Annotated in this window: 16 protein-coding genes; all 16 read right to left on the minus strand. The window is 71.3% G+C overall.

What is annotated here, in order from left to right; genetic code table 11:
- Nucleotides 1-14: 14 nt before the first annotated feature.
- Nucleotides 15-854, minus strand: coding sequence for an HpcH/HpaI aldolase/citrate lyase family protein (locus AC4IHM_RS02920; protein WP_490865506.1), 840 nt, complete (start codon nt 852-854; stop codon nt 15-17).
- 85 nt (nt 855-939) lie between these two features.
- On the minus strand, nt 940-2406 hold the full coding sequence (locus tag AC4IHM_RS02925; protein WP_490865507.1) for a dihydroorotase: 1467 nt from the start codon (nt 2404-2406) through the stop codon (nt 940-942).
- Entirely contained in the window at nt 2399-3841 is a 1443-nt protein-coding gene (locus AC4IHM_RS02930; protein WP_490865508.1) for an MmgE/PrpD family protein, read from the minus strand. The genes AC4IHM_RS02925 and AC4IHM_RS02930 overlap by 8 nt, the downstream gene beginning before the upstream one ends.
- Nucleotides 3834-4718, minus strand: a complete 885-nt coding sequence (locus AC4IHM_RS02935) for a cyclase family protein (protein ID WP_490865509.1) — start codon at nt 4716-4718, stop codon at nt 3834-3836. Before AC4IHM_RS02935 ends, AC4IHM_RS02930 begins: the two co-directional genes overlap by 8 nt.
- A gap of 55 nt (nt 4719-4773) precedes the next feature.
- Nucleotides 4774-6006 (minus strand): CaiB/BaiF CoA transferase family protein, encoded by a 1233-nt coding sequence (locus AC4IHM_RS02940; RefSeq protein ID WP_490865510.1) that lies wholly within the window; start codon nt 6004-6006, stop codon nt 4774-4776.
- Nucleotides 6003-6821, minus strand: a complete 819-nt coding sequence (locus AC4IHM_RS02945; RefSeq protein ID WP_490865511.1) for an IclR family transcriptional regulator — start codon at nt 6819-6821, stop codon at nt 6003-6005. Before AC4IHM_RS02945 ends, AC4IHM_RS02940 begins: the two co-directional genes overlap by 4 nt.
- A 75-nt stretch (nt 6822-6896) precedes the next feature.
- Nucleotides 6897-8162, minus strand: a complete 1266-nt coding sequence (locus AC4IHM_RS02950; protein ID WP_490865512.1) for an Ohr family peroxiredoxin — start codon at nt 8160-8162, stop codon at nt 6897-6899.
- Nucleotides 8159-9520 carry a M20/M25/M40 family metallo-hydrolase gene (locus AC4IHM_RS02955; RefSeq protein WP_490865513.1) on the minus strand — a complete coding sequence of 454 codons (1362 nt, stop codon included), beginning with the start codon at nt 9518-9520 and terminating at the stop codon, nt 8159-8161. Before AC4IHM_RS02955 ends, AC4IHM_RS02950 begins: the two co-directional genes overlap by 4 nt.
- A gap of 34 nt (nt 9521-9554) precedes the next feature.
- Complete coding sequence (locus tag AC4IHM_RS02960) at nt 9555-10319, minus strand: SDR family NAD(P)-dependent oxidoreductase (RefSeq protein WP_490865514.1); 765 nt, start codon at nt 10317-10319, stop codon at nt 9555-9557.
- Complete coding sequence (locus tag AC4IHM_RS02965) at nt 10316-11218, minus strand: ABC transporter permease (RefSeq protein WP_490865515.1); 903 nt, start codon at nt 11216-11218, stop codon at nt 10316-10318. Before AC4IHM_RS02965 ends, AC4IHM_RS02960 begins: the two co-directional genes overlap by 4 nt.
- 11 nt (nt 11219-11229) lie before the next feature.
- Nucleotides 11230-12060 (minus strand): ABC transporter ATP-binding protein, encoded by an 831-nt coding sequence (locus tag AC4IHM_RS02970; protein WP_490865516.1) that lies wholly within the window; start codon nt 12058-12060, stop codon nt 11230-11232.
- Between the two features lie 41 nt (nt 12061-12101).
- Entirely contained in the window at nt 12102-13226 is a 1125-nt protein-coding gene (locus AC4IHM_RS02975) for an ABC transporter substrate-binding protein (protein WP_490865517.1), read from the minus strand.
- 34 nt (nt 13227-13260) lie between these two features.
- A complete protein-coding gene (locus AC4IHM_RS02980; protein WP_490865518.1) occupies nt 13261-13662 on the minus strand; it encodes a nuclear transport factor 2 family protein in 402 nt (133 codons plus the stop codon).
- Nucleotides 13662-13973, minus strand: coding sequence for a hypothetical protein (locus tag AC4IHM_RS02985; protein WP_490865519.1), 312 nt, complete (start codon nt 13971-13973; stop codon nt 13662-13664). Before AC4IHM_RS02985 ends, AC4IHM_RS02980 begins: the two co-directional genes overlap by 1 nt.
- A 7-nt stretch (nt 13974-13980) precedes the next feature.
- Nucleotides 13981-15057 carry a methyltransferase domain-containing protein gene (locus tag AC4IHM_RS02990; protein ID WP_490865520.1) on the minus strand — a complete coding sequence of 359 codons (1077 nt, stop codon included), beginning with the start codon at nt 15055-15057 and terminating at the stop codon, nt 13981-13983.
- Between the two features lie 225 nt (nt 15058-15282).
- A complete protein-coding gene (locus AC4IHM_RS02995) occupies nt 15283-17313 on the minus strand; it encodes an oxidoreductase (RefSeq protein WP_490865521.1) in 2031 nt (676 codons plus the stop codon).
- Nucleotides 17314-17568 lie beyond the last annotated feature (255 nt).

Consider the following 17568-nt stretch of genomic DNA (forward strand, 5'->3'; position numbering starts at 1 on the left):
GCCCGCCCCGGGTCTCACCGCCCGCCGGTCTCCGGCGCCGCCGCCAGGACGCGCCGGGCGCCGCGCACCACCGCCTCGTCGATCATGCGGCCGGACTCGTCCCGGGCCACCCCGGAGCCGGCCCGCTCGAACCGCTCGACCAGCGCGCGGGCCCGGTCCAGTTCACTGACGGACGGGGTGAACACCTCGTTCACGACAGGGAGTTGCGCGGGGTGGATACAGGTCCGGCCGCCGAATCCGAGGCGCTTGAGCGCGGTGGTCGAGCGGCGCAGGGCGTCGAGGTCGCGGAAGTCGGTGCTGACCGGGCCGAGCGGCGGCGCCAGCCGGGCGGCCGCGCTGACCAGCGTGAGCTGTGTGCGCGGCCACAGCAGTTCCCTCTCGTCCGGCCCGGGGGTGATCCCCGTGTCGGCGCACAGGTCCGCCTCGCCCAGTTGCAGTCGCGTCACCCGCGGGCCGCGGGCGATGAGCGGGGCGGCCAGCAGGGCGGCCGCGCTCTCCAGAAGGGGGCACAGGGCGATCCACGGAGCCGCGGCCAGCTCACCGCAGACGGTGACGAGGTCCGCGACCCGCTCCGTCTTGGCCACCAGCATCCCCGTGACGGCGGGAAGGGCCACCGCGCGGGCGTCGGCGAGTCCGAGGCCGCCGGGGTTGATCCGGACCCAGATCTCGGGGCCGGGACGCCGGCCGGAGGGCGCCAGCCCTTCCAGCCAGCGGGCGGAGGTGGTCCGGGCGTACTCCTTCGCGGTGGGGGCGACGCCGTCCTCCAGGTCCACGATCACGGCGTCGGCCCCCCTGCCGAGGGCCTTCGCCAGCATGTCCGGGCGGTCCCCCGGCACGTACAGGGCGGATCTCACGCGTCGTACTCCTTCATGTGCGCCCGGTGCGGCGCGGTGGCGAAGCGGCTTTCGTCCGCCACCGCGGTGGGTGTGCCGGGTCCGCTCAGCCACCGGTGGGACGGTGCAGGTAGCGGCCGGCCGGCTCGCCGTGCACCTTGCCGTCGGTGAGGATGCGGGTGCCGCGCAGGAAGGTGTCGGTGACCCGGGCGGTCAGCTCGAAACCCTCGAAGGGCGTGTACTCCTGGGTGGACTCCGAGTCGGCCGCGCGGACGGTCCAGGTGTGGTCCGGGTCGACCAGCGCGATGTCCGCGTCGAAGCCGGCCGCGAGCCGTCCCTTGGTGGGCAGTCCGTAGCGCCTGGCCGGGTTCCAGGCGGTCAGGGCGGCGATCCGGCCCAGGGGCAGACCGCGCCTTACGCCTTCGGTGACCATCCCCGGCAGCAGGTATTCCGCCCCGCCGAAACCGGACTTGGCGAGGAAGATGTCGTCCTTGGGCTCGCCGAACTTCACCTCCTCGCGGCAGCAGGCGTGGTCGGAGACGACCCAGTCGACGGTGCCGTCCAGGACGTACTCCCACAGCGCCTCGACATCGTCGCGGGGCCGCAGCGGGGGGTTGACCTTGCCGCCCAGTCCGTGTGCGGTGGTGATGTCGGCGAGCAGGTGGCCGACCGTGACCTCACGGCGGAAGTCGATGTGCGGGAAGGCCTTGCCCATGCGCACCGAGGCGTCGACCGCCTTGTGCGAGGACAGGTGCAGCAGGTTGATGGTGGGCAGGCCGGTCTCGTGGGCCAGGTAGGAGGCGATGGAGACGGCCAGGCCCTCGGAGTGCTGCGGGCGGGAGGCGCTGTAGGCGGCCAGTCCGGTCAGCTCCCCGGCCTCCTCGACCAGCTTGGTGTACGCCGTCATGATCTCGGCCGTCTCGCAGTGCAGGGAGAGCGAAATCTGATCGGCGATCTCGGGGAACCGCTCCCGGGCCTCCTGGATGCCCCGCATCACGAACTCGAAGTGGGCGTAGTCGTACCGCTCCCCCTCGGGCGTCATCAGGAACGAACTCTGGTCGGCGGAGCGGCCGTGCAGGCCGTGGCTGCCGTAGAACATGAACACCTTGAACGAGGTGACACCGTGCTCGCGCACCAGGTCGGGTATCTCGGCGATGTGCCCCTTGGACATGGGGGCCAGGTGGTAGGCGTAGTCGACGTGGGCGCGGTTCTCCGTGCGCTCCAGCACCTCGGGGAAGAAGTCGGCGTAGGCGCCGCCCTTGTTGAGGTAGTACTGGCCGGTCCGCATGTAGGTGAGCGCGGAGGTGACACCGCCCTGGGCGCAGGCCTTGCTCTCGCTGGCGGCGTCCTGGTCGAGCGGGTTGTAGATCCCCCAGTGCTGGTGGGCGTCGACGACTCCGGGGAAGGCCAGCTTCCCGCCGCCGTCGACGACCTCGCGGGCGCCGCCGGTGTCCACGCCGGGCGCCACTTCGACGATCTTCCCGTCCCGTACGGCGATGTCGGCGGTGCGTGCCTCGTCCCGCTCGTCGCTGACGACACGGACGTTGGTCACCACGAGGTCGTAGTCAGTCACGATGGTCTCCTGCCACTGTCTTCAGCTCGGCCATGGGGCGGAGCAGGTCTTGGATGTGGTTCAGTTCGGCGAGCCGCAGGCCCCGGTCCATGACGGTGTCGATGGCGGTCCCGGACAGCCGGCCGGCCGCGTTGTCGCGGAACTTCAGGGCGAGTTCGGCGTCCGACAAGGGGCGGTGCGGGCCGCCGCGGTTGTCCAGCACCTCCTGCCGCCAGATGCGGCCGTCGGTGTCGTGGGCGGTGAGCACCGCGGGGAACTGCCGGGGGAAGACGGCGGTGGCCGTGTCGTCGGCGACGACCTCGACCTTGGCCATGAGTTCCCGGCGGGCCGGGTCCCGGGCGAGTTCGTCGGTGAAGTCGTCGAGGCCGAGGCCGAGGCCGCCGCCTCCGCCCAGCAGTCCGGCCGCGACCATGTAGGGGCCGGAGAACTGGGCCTGGTAGCCCGTCTCGGGGGCGCGCTTGCGCTCGATGGGCTGGCCGATGGTGCGGATCACCGGCGCGGGTACGCCGAGCACCAGCCGTTCCACCTTCGCCGGGTCGAGCCCCCGCTCGCGCAGGGCCATCGCGGCGTCGGCCGCGGTGTGGGTGAAGTGGTTGGCCGGGTAGGGCTTGAAGAAGATGCCCGGCACGGCCCATTCGGCGCCGAGGTCCCCGGTGATGGCGCTCGGATCGTAGACGCCGTGCAGGAACGCCTCGAAGAACCCGAAGCGCCCCTCCAGGACGGTGGGCGGTCCGCTGAAGCCCCGCCGCACCAACTGGGCGGCGGTGACCGCGGACTGGGCGGCCAGACCGCAGTGCAGTCGCTTGACGGTGCCGCCGGTGCGGTTGGCCTCGATGATGCCGGCGGCCATGGAGGCGGTGACGCCGAGTACGTCCACGAGGCCGTCCTCGGTGAGGTCCAGCAGCAGACCGGCGGCGACGGCCCCGCCGAGTGCGCCGCAGATCGAGGTGGCGTGCTGGCCGTGTTCGAAGAAGGTGGAGTTGCCGGAGGCGCGGTCGTAGCCGGCCATGCCCAGCCGTACGCACACCTCTAGGCCCACGGCGACGGCCCGGATGGTGCTCGGGCCGTCCGCGCCCGCCGTCTCGGCGGCGGCCAGGGCCGCCGGAACGACCGAGGCGCTGGGGTGCAGCACGGACGGCAGGTGGGTGTCGTCGTAGTCCAGGGAGTGGGCCAGCACCCCGTTGGCGAGGGCCGCCAGGGGCGCGGGCAGCAGGGTGCCGCCGCCGCCGACCACGGTGGCCTGGGGCCGGCCGCCCTGTTCCCGTACGTGCTCGACGATCGCCGCGGAGGTGGGCAGCCGGTGGGCGGCCACGCACAGCCCGAGGACATCGACGACCCGCTTGCGGACGCTGTCGGTGACCTCCCGCGGCAGTGTGGCGTACGCGGTTCCGGCGGCGAACTCGGCGAGCTGCCGGGCCAGGGTGTGTTCAGCCACGGCCGTCTCCCGTGGCCGGGTCGCTGATCACGGCCAGCGGGCGTACCGGAGAGCCGGTGGCGCCGAACAGCGGCAGCGGGGAGAGCACGAAGGTGAACTCGTGGACGCCCTCGGCGGCGATCTCCTCCAGGTCCAGCGTCTCGATGATGTAGATGCCCGACTCCACGAGCAGCACCCGGTGGGCGGGCAGGCTGCTGTGGCCGGCGCCGGGGGCCAGCCGTTCGAAGGCGATGGAGTCGGCGCCCACCGCGTGCGCCCGGCGGGCGGCGAGCCACTGCGCGCCCGCCTCGCCGACGCCGGGGACGCCGGAGTCATGGCCGATGAAGGCGTCCCGGTGGGGTGCGTCGAACTGGCGTCCCCAGCCGCTGCGGACGAGGACAACGTCACCGGGTTCCACGGGGGTGCCCTGGCCGCGTTCGGCGGCCTCCAGGTCGGCGACGGTGATCTCGTAGCCGGGCCCGCAGACCTCGGCGCCGAGCGCGGCGGGTATGTCGAGCAGGACTCCGCGGCGCACCATGGGGGCGATGGTGTGCACTCCGTGGTCGGGGTAGACACCCCCCTCGCCCGCGGTCCTGGCGTCCGCGCCCCCGAAGAGTTTTCCCTGGTGGGAGACGTGGGCGAGGGCGTCGATGTGGGTGCCGACATGGGTGCCCATGACGAGCATGTCGTTGGCCGCGGAACCGCCGTCCGGGCGCACCCGGTCCCCGTGGCGGCGTGGCAGGGTGTGCCAGTAGGCGGGGTGGTTGGGCGACTGGGGCATGCCGACGGAGAGTTGGCGGCCCAGATCGAGGACCCGCACACCTTCGCGTACCACCGCCAGGAGGGGGTCCCGCGGCCTCGTGGGCGCGGGTCCGGTGATCGATGCCGTGCTGCTCATGTACGTCCCGTCCTTCTTTCGGTGGTTCCGTGCCGCGCTGTCCGCCCGTTGGCGGTCAGGAGACGACCCTGCGTTGCCGAAGCTCCGTCAGTTCCTTTGCTGTCACTCCGAGTTCGCCGCAGAGGACCTCGTCGGTGTCGGCTCCGAGGCCGCGTCCGGTGAAGCGGATGCCTCCCGGTGTGCCGGACATCCGCCACATGACGTTGTGCATGAGCAGCGGGCCGAGGTCGTCGTCCTGGACCGTGGTGAGCATGTCGGTGTCCCGGACGTGGGGGTCCTGGACGAGGTCCCGGGCGTCGTAGACGGGTGCCACCGCGGCCCCGGCGTCGGTGAACTCGGCGATGACCTTCTCCCGGGTGCGTTCGGCGATCCAGCCTCCGACCAGGTCGTCGAGGAGGTCGGCGTGCTCGGCCCGCCCGGCGCCGGTGGCGAACCACGTCTCCCGCACGACCTCCTGATGGCCCACCAGCTCCATGACGCGTTCCGCGATCCGCTGGGCGCTGGTGGAGACGGCCACCCAGTGGCCGTCGCGGGTGCGGTAGGTGTTGCGCGGCGCGTTGTTGGTGGACCGGTTGCCGTGGCGGTGCTCGACGACGCCGAGTTGGTCGTAGACCGTCGGCGAGGGGCCGACGGCGGCCATGATGGGCTCGATCAGGCTCATGTCCACCACCTGCCCCCGGTGCTGCGGATCGCGGTCCCGGTGGTACAGCGCCATGGTGGCGGCCGAGGAGGCGGCGATACCGCAGATCGTGTCGGCGAGCCCGAACGCCGGGAGGGTGGGCGGACCGTCGGCCTCACCGGTCAGGTGGGCGAATCCGCTCATTGCCTCGGCGAGGGTGCCGAAGCCGGCCCGGGAGGCGTACGGGCCCCGCTGGCCGAAGCCGGTGATGCGCACGATCACCAGGCCGGGGTTGATCCCGTGCAGGACCTCGGGGCCAAGACCCCAGCGTTCCAGGGTGCCGGGGCGGAAGTTCTCGACCAGGATGTCGGCGCTCTCGGCGAGCCGGCGAAAGAGCGCGGCGCCGTCGGGGTCGGAGAGGCTGAGGCCGACGGTGCGCTTGTTGCGGGATATCTCCTTCCACCACAGCGGTACGCCGTCCTTGGACTCGCCGTGTCCGCGCATCCCGTCACCCGCGACGGGGTGCTCGATCTTGACCACGTCCGCGCCGAAGTCACCGAGCAGTTGGGCGCAGAGCGGTCCGGCCAGGATGGTGGAGGCGTCGATGACGCGGATGCCCCGCAGCGGCCCGGGGCCGTCGTCCGGGGCCTGCTGCCGCGGTGTCGTCATGGTGTGTCCTTTCGTTCCCCGGTGGTGTCCCGTACGGCACCGAGGTCGGCCGAGATGTCGGCGGCCGCCTTGGCCACCTGTTCGCCGAGTTCATGGCTGCTGGTCTCGGCGAACATGGCCCTGGTTCCGCAGACCGAGACCGACCCGACGACCTGCCCTATGGGGCCGTGCAGGCAGGCGGCCACGCTCGCCGCCTCCGCCTGCCGCTCCCCCACGCTGACCGCGTAGCCCGCCGCGCGGATCAGGGAGATCTCCTCGCGCAGGGTCGTGGCCGAGGTGATGGTGGCGTCGGTGACGCCGTCCAGACGGTGGTGGTCGATGTAGTCCTCCACCTCCGAGTCCGGGAGGGCCGCGAGGATGGCCTTGGAGGAGGAGCCCGCGTGCAGCGGGTGGCTGGTGCCGAGCGCGACCGACATCCGGATCTCCTGGTGGGAGAGGACCTGGTCGACGTAGACCCGTGACCAGCCCTGGCGCAGGGAGAGGGTCGCGGTCTGGCCGGTGAGTTCGGACAGGGCCACCAGATGGCGGTGGGCGATGGAGGGGACGTCGAGTTCCCGCATCGCCGCGAGTCCGATGTTCAGGGCTCCGGGCCCCATCCGGTAGGCCTTGGTCTCCTCGTCGAAGGAGAGGAAGTTGCCCGCCACGAGTTCGCGCAGGATGCGGTGGGTCACCGCCTTCGACAGCCCTGTTTCCCGTGCGATCACCGAGACACCTTGGGCGTGGGGGGTACGCGCGATCGCGTCGATCACCGCGAGTGCCCGGGAGATCCCGGAGCGGCTGCGGCCGGCGTGCTCTGCGGTTTCTTCGATGGTCATGGGAACCTCGGTCGGTTGGCCGACCCGACTGCCGGGCCGACGTGGATGGGTCGCTCACGCAGTTGGACCGCGGTGTCAACCGCCGCCGTGAATCTCCGTGATGACCTCGATGTTGCCCCGGACCGCGTTGGAGTAGGGGCACAGGGTGTGGGTCAACCGCACCAGATCCTCCAGCGTGTCCTGCGGGCATTCGGGGGCGCCGACGCTCAGCCGGACCGCGATGCCGTACGTCCCGCCCGGCCGCGTGCCGAGCGTGACGGCGGCGGTGACCGCGACCGGTCCCGGGGTGACCCGGCGGCGCCGCGCGGCGACCTCCAGCGCGCCGCCGAAGCAGGCCGCGTAGCCGGCGGCGAAGAGTTCCTCCGGGTCGGTGCCCGTGTCGTCCTTCGCCCGCTCGGCCGGCCGGGACAGCGACACGTCCAGCGAACCGGTCGTGGACCGGGCGCGCCCCGCGCGACCGCCCGTCACCTCGACGGTGGCCGTGTAGAGCGGGGTGAACCCGGGCGCCTCGGCGCGGTCGGCGGCGTGGCCCAGTACATGGGCGGCGACGGCCGCCGCGAACTCCTTCGGCTTCTCCTCGGCGACGAAGTCGGTGCCGCCGTCGATGCGGACCAGGGGCGCGTCGGGGAACGCCGCCGTGACGACGGAGTTCATCCGGTCGAGGACGTCGTCGCTGCCGTGCAGCAACAGGGTCGGTACGCCCGCGAGCGCGGCGGGGTCCGTGCGGTGGGCGAAGACCGCGCGGTAGGCGACTGCGTAGTCCGGGCCGACGCTGAGGTACTCGGCGACCTGACGGCTGCTGGACTCGGCCGAGATCGTGGGGTAGAGCCACCGGATGCGGTCCCACACCACCCGCAGGTGGCTGCCGTCGGAGGCGGGGGTGTATCCGGGGGCGTATCCGGCCGCCTTCTCGGCGCGTTCCTCGTCGCTGTAGAGCGGGATGCCCTGGAAGACGAGGCTCAGTACCCGCTCGCGCTGTTGCACGGTGGCCTCGGCGGCGACGATGGCACCGGTGTGCTGGCCGAGGAGGTGCACCTGTGCGAGGCCGAGCGCGTCGGCGATCTGCCACAGCGCCGAGGCGTACTGGGGGATGGACCACTCCTCGGGGGCGGCGTCCGACATCCCGAAGCCGGGGATGTCGACGGCGACGGTGTTCAGTCCGTGCGCGGCGAGTTCCGCCAGGGCCGGTTCGTAGGTGGCCGAGGAGAGCGGCGACTGGTGCACGGCGAGGAGCGCGGGGCCGGAGGTGTTCCCGGAGCGGCGGAAGTGGACCTGGCCCCAGGGCAGTTCGAGGTACCCGCGGTGCGAGGCGCCCTTCAGATGAGTGGCGTGGCGGCTCATGCGCCCACCGCCATCGCGGCCATGATCCCGACCACGTGCTTGACACCCATGCGGTAGTCCTCCAGACGTATGTGCTCATTGGGGCCGTCGATGCCCGCGTCGGCGCGGGAGACCCCCACGCCCACGATGGGCAGGCCGGACAGGGCGCCCTGGTTGCCGATCCACTGGGTGTAGGGCTCGACGAGGGGTTCGGCACCGTAGGCCGTGCGTGCGGTCTCGGCGACGAGGTCCACGAACGGGTCGGTGTGGTCGGTGTGGTGGGGGCGGCTGGTGGCCATCACCTCGACGGCGATGTCCTCGAAGCGGGCCGCCGACAGGTGGGCGCGGACGGCCGCCAGCACCCGCTCGGGGTCCTGGCCGGGCACGAGACGGATCTCGACCTTGGCGGTGGCGGTGGCCGGGATGCCGAGGGTCACGTCGTCCGCGAGGTCGCCGCCCTCGATGCCGGTGACGGTGAGGGTCGGGACGGTGCGGATCGCCACGGCGGCCTCGGTGTCGTTCAGGTCTCCCCTGAAGGCGTCGACTCCGGCGCGCTTCTTCAGGAAGGCGCCGTCGAACGGCATCCTCTCCAAAAGCGCGCGCTCGGCGTCGGTGGGCACGCGGGCGTCGTCCGTGAAGCCCTTGACGGCGCAGGTGCCGTCGGGGTTCAGGAGAGTGGCCAGGGCTGCGGTCAGCCGGGTGGTGGCGGACGGCAGCAGGACGGTGTTCTGGCTCGTCAGTTCACGGGTGAGGGTGGTGGAGGTGAGCCGCAGGTAGAGGATGCCCTTCTCGCCGAGTTTCAGCAGCGGCCGGCCCTCGCCGTCGGCCCAGGAGTTCTCCCACAGGGCCGCGTCGGCGGCCAGCCGGCCCGCGTGCGCCGCGACGAAGGAGCCGAGCCCGGGGCTGTGCAGCCACTGCTTGCCCTCCAGGATGTATCTGCTGGTGACCGGGGGTTCCTGGCCGGAGAGCCGCCAGACGGCCGCGGCGTGCACCCGCGACATGAGGGCGCCCTTGTCGTCGGCGACGCCACGGGCGTACAGCCGGCCGTCGTGGATCTCGGCGGCGTACGGGGGGCTGATCCACTCGGATTCGTCGCCGGTGGGTTCCACTTCCACGTCGTAGTGGTTGAAGTGCAGGAGCCGGCGGGCACCGCCGCCGATCTCGGCGAGGACGTAAGGGTGGGATTCCTCCCAGGGGATGATCTCGGCGGTGCCTCCCCAGCGTTGCACGGAGGCCTTGAGGAAGTCGGCCGTGGCGGCCATCTGCTCGGGCTCCTGGCGTCGGCTGCGCAGTCGGCACAGTTCCTGGAGTTCGGCGACGAAGGTGTCGAAGTGTTCGTCGACGGCGGCCAGGGCTGCGCCCAGGTCGAACTCGGGCATGCGGGGTGCTCCAATTTCCGGGCGGGCGTGGGTGCTAGTGGATGACGGCTCCGCCGTCGACGAAGATGGTCTGACCCGTCGTCATGACCGCCGCGGGGCTGAGGAGATGAGCGACGGTGAGGGCGACATCGCGGGCTTCGGCCATCCGTCCGAGCGGGATGCCGGCCAGCTTGTCCGTCATGTAGTCGCCGTCGGCCCGGACATCCTCGGTCATGCCGGTCGGCACGATGGTGGGCCCGACCGCGTTGACGCGGATGCCGTCGGGGGCCCATTCCAGGGCCAGGACGCGGGCCATGTGCATCACACCGGCCTTGCTGACGCAGTAGGCGAGGGTGTTGAGCACCGCTATGTGGCCGTTGGTGGACCCCATGTTGACGATGCTGGCCTCGTCGGCCGAGCGCAGCGCCGGGTAGGCGGCCTGCGACATCCGGAAGGTTCCGGTGAGGTTGACGTCGAGGACGAGGCCGAATTCGTCCACGCCGGTCGTGGCGGCCGGGCCCCTTCTGACGATCCCGGCGTTGTTGACGAGGTGGTTGAGCCTGCCGTGCGCCGCCACCACCTCGTCGACCGTGCGGCGGCAGGAGTCGGCGGAGGTGATGTCGAGGCGGTGGCGGGTGTGCGGGCCCGCGGCGGGAAGGCCGTCGCGCCACTGGTCCTCGGGGAGGATGTCGGCGGCGGCGACGGTGGCGCCCAGTTCGGCCAGCCGGGTCGCGATGGCGGCGCCGATCCCGCGGGCGGCCCCGGTCACCAGGGCCACCCTGCCGTCGAACCGCACGGGGTCGCTCTCGGGGATGCTCATGCGCCGATCACCGTGTTGTCCTCGGCCCAGAAGGCGAAGCGCTTCTGGGCGGTGCGGATGATGAAGTGGGCGATCAGTCCGAGCAGCGAGAGGACCACCAGGACCGCGAACATCCCGGCGATGTCGAAGTTGTAGTTGGTCTGCAGCAGCAGGTAGCCCAGGCCCTCCTTGGCGCCGATGAACTCGCCGACGACCGCGCCGAGGATGGCGAAGACGATGCCGATGTCGAGGCCGGCGAAGATGAAGGGAAGGGCGCCGGGCAGCCGCACCCGGCGGAAGACATCGAACTTGCTGGCCCCGAAGACGGTGAGCATCTGCACCCGGTCGGCGTCCGCCGAGCGCAGTCCCTCGACGACGTTGACCAGCATCGGGAAGAACGAGATGACCGCCGCCATCACGACCTTGCTGGTCATGCCGAACCCGAACCAGACCACGAACAGCGGCGCGAGGGCCACCTTCGGGACCGTCTGGAAGGCGACGATGTAGGGCATCATCGTCTTCTCGACCAGCCTGACCTGGGATATCGCGGTGCCCAGGAAGAGCGCCGCGCCGACTCCGAGCAGGAAGCCGTACAGGGACTCCAGCAGGGTGACCTTCAGATGTGTCCAGAACAGGGCGTCGGACAGCTGGGTCACCAGCGCGTCGGCGATCTGGCTGGGCCGGGGCAGTACGTACTCGTCGACCCCGAGAGCCGGTACCAGGAACTGCCACAGCAGCACGACCGTCACGAAGACCCCGGGGACCAGGACCCATTCGGGGTGGTCGCGCAGGTCCCGGCGGCGACGGGCGGGGGCGGCCGGGGCGGGCTTGGCCGGGGCGGCCGTGGCCGGGGCCGATGTCCCGACGGCGCCGTCCGGTCCGGTGCCGTCGCCGCCTGCGGCCTTGTCGGTGGTCGTCATGGGCAGCCTCATCAGTCGATCACGCCTTGGGCGTTGAAGTAGGTGCGGATCCGCTCGACGTGGACGCCGGCCCGGTCGGAGGCCATCACACTCAGGTCCCGCGGGCGTCCGAGGTCGATGTCGATGACCTCCGCGATCCGCCCCGGGCGGGGGCTCAGGACCACGACCCGGTCGGACAGGAACACCGCCTCGGGGATGGAGTGCGTGACGAGGACCACCGTCTTGCCGCTCTCGCGCCAGATGCGCAGCAGTTCCACGTTCATGTACTCGCGGGTCATGGCGTCCAGGGCGCCGAACGGCTCGTCCATCAGGAGGACCGACGGATCGTGCACCAGGGCCCGGCAGATACCGGCCCGCTGCTGCATTCCGCCGCTGAGTTCGTCGGGGTACTTGTCCTCGAATCCGCTCAGCCCGACCATCTCCAGCAGCTCACCGGCCCGCTTGCGGTAGACGGACCGGTCGAGCCGCTGGACCTCCACCGGGATCATCACGTTCTGCACAATGGTGCGCCAGGGCAGGAGCGTCGCCGCCTGGAAGACCATTCCCACCTCGGGCAGCGGACCGTCCACGTCACGCCCGGCCACCCGGACGGTGCCCTCGCTGCGGGGAATGAGCCCGGCGAGGATTTTCAGCAGGGTCGTCTTGCCGCAGCCCGAGGGACCGACGATCGAGATGAACTCACCACGCCTGACCTTCAGATCGATGTCGGACAGCGCGTGGGTCGGCTCGGACTTACGAGGGCGGTAGATCTTGTGCAGCCCGCTCAGCTCGATCCAGCTGTCCTCGTCGGTTTCCGCGGCGGCGGCCGCACGGGGGCGGCGGCCGAGGGTCTTCATGGCCATGGTGACCTCCTTCGCTTTCCTGGTCCTGGCGTCGCCGCCGGCTATTCGGTGGCGCTCTTGGCTTTGCTGATCACGGCTGCCCCGTCGAAGTCGCCCGCGTCCTTCAGCAGGCTGTCGTCCCACAGGGCGTCGATGTCGGGGTCCTTGGTGATGGTTCCGGAGGACTTCATGTAGTCGGCGGTCCTCGTCCACGCCTCGTCGCTGATCGCGCCCCAGTCACCGAAGGACTCCGGCTTCCCCTCGGCCGGCACGGCCGTCTTCACCCAGGCTTCGAGGATCGCGCTGTCGTTCTTGATCCGTGCGTCGGCCTTCTGGCCGGAGAGGATCGCGGGGAACACCTTGTACCCGTCCTTCATCGCCGCCTCGGGATTGACCGCGGAGAAGAGCAGGCCCTTGTAGGAGGCGCGCAGGAAGCGGGTGATCTCGTCCTTCTTGGAGCGCAGCGTGTCCTCGCGCACCGCGTAGGTCAGCGAGCGGATGCCGTCGAAGCGCTCGCCGTTCTTCAGGTATTCGAACTTCTTCCCGGTGAGTTCGAGGGTGGTGTACGCCTGCGTGTACAGGGCGAGCGCGTCCACCTTGCCGCTCTCCAGCGCCGACAGCGCCTGGCTCCCGACGCCGACGGGCAGCAGGTCGATGTCCTTCTGCGGGTCCAGTCCCGCGTCCTCGGCGAAGGCCCGCGCGTAGGGGGCCGATCCGGAGGCGAGGCTGATCACCCCGATCTTCTTGCCCTTGAGGTCCGAGCCGCTCTCGATCCCCTTGCCGGGCAGGGTGGCGATGCGCCAGGGCCAGTTCTGCACCAGGCCGCCGACCGCCACCACGGGGACCCCCTTCTCCCGCGCGGCCAGGATGGCGCTCGCGTCGGCGGGGCTGATGTCGGCGCTGCCGGAGGCCACGGCCTGGATCGCGGCGACCGAGCCGTCGGTGTTGATCGTCTTGACGTTGATCTTCTCCTCGCCGAGGAATCCCTCCTCCTTGGCCACCGCGTAGGTCGCCACCTCCTCCTTGGGCCCGATGACGGCCGAGGCGATGGCCATCTGGACGGTCGCGCTCTCCTTGCCGGAGCTTGCGGGCGAGGACTCGGAGGACGCGCCACCGCCACAGGCGGTGAGGACGGCCAGGGCCGACACGGTGAGGGCGCCGGCGCCGGCTCTCAGGGCGTTTTTCATGATCGGTACCTCTGCTGTTCGGTGAAAGGGGTGGTCAACCACGAGTCGAGGTACCGATCGCGGTGTCGGAGAGGTCGTTGTAGACGTGCTGTTCCGCGATCAGTCCGTCGCGCAGGACGAAGACATCGGCGTAGCGCACGCCGTCGAAGGGCATGCCGCCCAGGTCCTCGCCGTAGAGGGTGCCGAGCGAGGTGACGGTCACCAGGCCGTCCGGGTCGGTGCCCGTGGCGTACCGGTCGCGGTGCTTGCGCACCCACCGGTAGCGGCCGCGCTGGCCGGCGGCCATCTCGGGCAGGGAGCCGTAGGCGGTGCCTCCCGGGAAGACGATGCGCGGCTGCGGGGCGAGCAGTGCGCCGGCCTCGTCCAGTGCGCGGTCCTCGCAGAGCTGGAGATACCGGTCGACGGTCTCGGCGGGGCCGAGCGGGGCGGCGTCCATCAGCCGGTCTTCTGCTGGAGGGTGGATTCCCACTGGTCGCGCAGGGGGCGCTCGGCGGGGCCGCTCTCCGTGATGATCCGCATGAGCCTGGCGATGGCCGCCTCACGCCGGTTGTCCAGCACCCGCTGCTCGTCGTCGGTGGGCTCCAGGGAGTCGAGCTCGCCCGGGGTGAGCACCCCGCGGCGGACCAGCAGGGCCTCCATGGCGTGCAGCCGCTGGGTGGTGACGTGCAGCTCCGTGTTGAGCTGGAGCAGCAGGTCGAAGAGCTTGCCGATGTTGCGGTCGCGGAAGTAGTCGAATTCCTCGGTCACGGTCGTCTCACTTCTCCGGCTTGGTCGCGGTCAGGACGGCCCAGGGGAAGTGCCATTCGCGGCGGTCCCCCCAGCCCTCGGGGCGCTTGCCCTCCCGGCGCTCGTCGAACGGTGTCCAGTCGGCGCCGGTCAGTCCGGCCTGGGCGCAGATGTCGAGGAGGTCGGTGGCGAACAGGTCGCGGAAGAAGGGCTCGTTGTTGCGCTCCGCGTGCTCGTGGATGGTGGCGTCGCGGAAGGGGTCGCCGGTGGGGTGGAACTCCAGGAAGCTCATGGTGCCGCCGGGCTTCAGCAGCCTGGCCGCCTCGCGGACGGTCTCGCGGACCGCCTCGGCGGGCATCTCGTGCAGCACCATGGTGCCGGTGACGACATCGCAGGAGGCGTCCTCGATGCCGGTGTTCCGGCCGTCCCCCTGGCGGTAGGTGATGGCGGCGCCCTCGGCCTCCGCCTCGGCGTGGGCCAGGCGCAGACCGGGGGCGGCGAAGTCGATGCCGATGACCTCGGCCTCGGGGTAGCGCAGGGCCAGCGGACGGGTGCTCTTGCCGAAGCCGCAGCCGATGTCCACGACCCGGCCGACGGCGGGGTCGTCGGGCAGCGCTGTCTCGGTGAACAGGCGGTGGAACTTGTAGCCGTCGTTGTCGCGGAGCATCACGATCCGGGCGCCGAGTTCGTACACGTAGGCGCTCAGGTCGTCGGAGTAGAAGCTGCCGGGCTGGATGTGGATGTCGTAGTCCGTGTACCAGTCGGGCAGTTCGACCTGGGTGCTGAGTTCGAGGGTGCCCTTCGGCGTGTCCGGTATCTCGTCGAGCTGTTCGCGCAGCGCCTCGGCCCGGTTGACGACGGCCTCGCCGACGGTCTTCCAGAGCATCTTCTGCTGGACCCGCTCCAGGTGGCTGTACCAGGGGTACAGGCTGAGTTCGTGCAGGCGGCCGGTGGCGTCGTCGATGGTGTCGGCCACCGGGCCGGTCGCCCGGTACTCCTCGACGAGGGCCGGGTAGAGGGTGTCGGACCAGCGCTTGCGCAGCGCCAGGATGAAGTCCACGGAGGAGCGTTCGTCGAGGGTGAGCTGGTTCTCGATGTCGATCATGTGTCTCTCCTTCTCGGGCATGGCCTTGGGAGCGGTCGGGCGCCGGACGGGGCATTCGGCGCCGACGGGGTGCGGACAGACCGGTGGCAGGGGTGCGTGGCCTTGGGTGGGCCGGGCGGCGGTCGGTCGCGGTGGGGGCCGGCCCGGTGCGGCGGTGTCGGTCGCCAGGGGTGCGGCGGCCGGCGGTGGTGCCTGACCGGGTGGAGCGACTGCTGGTTCGGGGCGTCAGTGGGTCTGGGCGAGGAGTCCGGCGCCGGTGACGGCGTCGGTGAGGAAGGTTCCGGCGAGCCGGCCTTCGTACACGGCCTCCAGCGCGGTGCGCGGGGCGTTGGCGTCGCCGACGACGTGGACGCGTGGGGCGTCGTCCCGGGCGTCGAGTTCCCGGTAGAGTCCGTCGTCGGCCACCGGCAGTCCCACGTCCACGACGGCCGTGACGCCGGTGAGTTCTTCGGTGTGGCCGCTGAGGGTGTCCCGCAGGACGACGGTGTCCCCGTCCGCCGCGGCCACGTCCCGCATGATGTGCGACCTGATGCCCAGCTCCCCCATCCGGCTGGTCAGCGCCAGCTTGGAGTAGGTGGTGATCTTCGAGGCGAACGAGGCGGTGGGCGACAGGATGTGCACCTGGGCGCCCTCGCGGGCCAGGGACTCCGCCACGGAGGCCGCCGCCCAGGTGCCCTGGTCGTCGCGGACGAGGACCGTGCCGCGCAGTGGGGAGCCGGCCGCGGGCAGCGCGGTGATCGCCTCCAGGATGTCGAACACCGGTGGTCCGCCGGGCAGTTCGCGGCGGCCGGGGTGAGCGCCGGTCGCCACGACGACATCGTCGAAACCGTCCAGCCGGCCCCCGGGCAACAGGTCGCCCGCCGTCACCCGCTCGCCCAGTCGTACGTCGACGGCGCGGTGGACGAGTTCGCGGGCCAGGTCGGTGACCATCAGCCCGAGCCGTTCGCGGCCCGGGACCGTGGCCGCGACTCGGATGCGCCCGCCGAGGTCCTGGCCGGCCTCGGCGAGGGTCACCTCGTGTCCGGCGTCGTGCGCGGCGAGCGCGGCTTCCATCCCGGCCGGCCCTCCCCCGACGACCAGCACCCGCCGGGCCGGGGCGGACGGCGCCGACCGCAGGGCCGCCCACTCCTGCTCCGCGCCGACCTCCGGATTGACCACGCAGGCGATCGGCAGGTTGGCCTCCAGCCGTCCGACGCACCCCTGGTTGCAGGCGAGGCAGGAGCGGACGTCGTGCGGCCGGCCTTCCAGGGCCCGGCGGACCAGATGGGGGTCGGCGATGTGCGGGCGGGCCAGTCCGACGAGGTCCGCCTCTTCGGCGGCGACGAGTGCCGCGGCCTCCGGGAGGCTGTCCAGTCGGCACACGGCCAGCACCGGGAGGTCGGGCAGCTCCTTCTTGAACAGGGCCGCGTGGTGGCGGAACTGCGCGTGCCGGAAGCTCATGTCCGCCATCTGTGTGCCCAGTGAGTAGCTGCCGTGGTAGGCGGCGTGGCTCACATGGACGTACAGCAGCGGGAACTCCCGCTTCAAGCGGTCGACGATGTCGACCATGTCGGGAGGTGTGAGCCCGCCGGGGAGGAACTCGTCCGCGCTGACCCGGATGCCCATGGGCAGCCCCGGAGCCTGGGCGAGTACCTCGGTCAGTACCTCGCGGGTGAACCGGAGCCGCCCGTCCGGGCCCGCGCCGTAGGCGTCGGTGCGGGTGTTGGTGAAGGGCGAGAGGAACTGCTCGATCAGGTGGCCGTGTCCGAGATGGATCTCCACACCGTCGAACCCGGCCCGCTGCATGCGCCGGGCCGCGGCTCCGAAGGCGCGCACGACGATGGCGATGTCCGTCCGGGCCATGGCGTGCGGGATGTGCGTGCCGGCCGCCCACGGGGTGGTGCCCGGCGACCACGCCGCGGTGCGGGTGGCGTCGCCGTTGGCCTGGCGGCCGGTGTGCAGGAGCTGTGCGAACAGCTTCGCGCCGTGGGTCCGCACGGCCCGGACGACGGCCGCGTAGGCGGGTACGGACCCGTCGTCGAAACTGCCGAGGCTGATGTGCCGGCCCGCGCTGGTCGGGTGGACCCGGATGCCCTCGGTGATGATGAGCCCGACGCCGCCACGCGCCCGCTCGCCGTGGTAGGCCGCGTGCCGTTCGGTCGGGCGGTTGTCATGGCCGAAATTTGTGGTGTGCCCGGGGACGAACACCCGGTTGCGCAAGTGGACTTCACCGAGACTGACCGGGGAGAGCAGAGTGCTGATGTCTGTGCTTGTCACCTATGATCCCCCAATCCGAGGGCCGGCGCTCAGCAGCGTTCCGTTGACAGGTACGCCGTTCGATTGAACGGAACACTAAGCAGCCACAATGGGCGCGTCAATCAAAACTCTCGAGTAACTTCGACTGGTAACATCCGGCCATTTTCGGCCTCATTGACGTAACGAATGGCTCCGGCCGGAGCCCGCCACCGGCCGCGGCACCCCGCGGGCGTCCGCCCGCATCGGGCAGAGGCGAACCTTCCCGCGCGGCCGGCC

This window comes from Streptomyces sp. SL06 (assembly GCF_058244745.1).